This is a genomic window from Urechidicola vernalis, assembly GCF_031846385.1.
Classification (GTDB): domain Bacteria; phylum Bacteroidota; class Bacteroidia; order Flavobacteriales; family Flavobacteriaceae; genus Urechidicola; species Urechidicola vernalis.
The window spans coordinates 1-898 of sequence record NZ_JAVRHV010000023.1; the positions used below are offsets into that span (position 1 = coordinate 1).

At 34.6% G+C, this 898-nt stretch carries 1 protein-coding gene; it reads left to right on the forward strand.

Annotated elements, in window-relative coordinates; genetic code table 11:
- Window positions 1–898, forward strand: an 898-nt coding sequence (locus RM519_RS13935; RefSeq protein ID WP_489753987.1) for a DUF8693 domain-containing protein, incomplete at both ends; no start/stop codon positions are given.

Here is an 898-nt window from a genome sequence, read left to right on the forward strand (position 1 = left end):
AATACCAAGGAGGTTATGCTATTTATAAAAAATCAGGTGGATTACCAGCCGTGACACGAATAGATGATCCAAACTCACCTCCAATAAGTACAGGAGGAGCAGGAAATTCAAATTATGGTATACCTGGTCGTTATGTTCCGGTAGCACAAGGGTTTTATGTAATTTCAAGTAATTCAGGAGGAAAGGTTGTATTTAAAAATAGTCAACGAGATTTTCAAAGAGAGCAAGGGAATAGTGAATCCATTTTTATAAAAGGAGTTACAAAGAAAGAAGAATCAGAAAAAGAAGCAGTAAGCGTAAAACAACGAATCCGATTAGGGTTTGAATCTCCAGATGGTTTTCATAGACAAGTTTTGGTAGCCTTTTTGGAAGGCGCTACGGACGGTTATGATCAGATGTATGACGCATGGAGTTTAGATGAATTAAAGAACGATGCCTTTTTCTATGTTGAAGAAGAGCGTTTTATAATTCAAGCATTTGGTGAGTTTAGAAAAGATAGAGAGATTCCACTATATGTAAGGATAGATGAAGCCAATGATGGTGGATTACAAAAGTTTATGATTGATGGCTTAGAGAATATTTCTGATGATGTTGAAATCTACATCAAGGATAATTACAATGATGGAGAGACTTATGATATAAGAAACATGAGTTCATTTGAGATTGCTTTAGAAGCCGGGGAGTATACAGATCGTTTTTCTTTAGTATTCCAATCACGTTTATCGCGATTAGATGAAATAGAGCGTATTGATGATGGTGTACTGATATTTATGGACAACGATAATGATAAAATTAATATTCATAAAACAGCAGAATTAGACTTTAAGAAGGTGACCTTATTTAATTATATTGGTCAGCAAATAAGGGTATGGGACAGAGAATTAACAGAAAGAGAAAC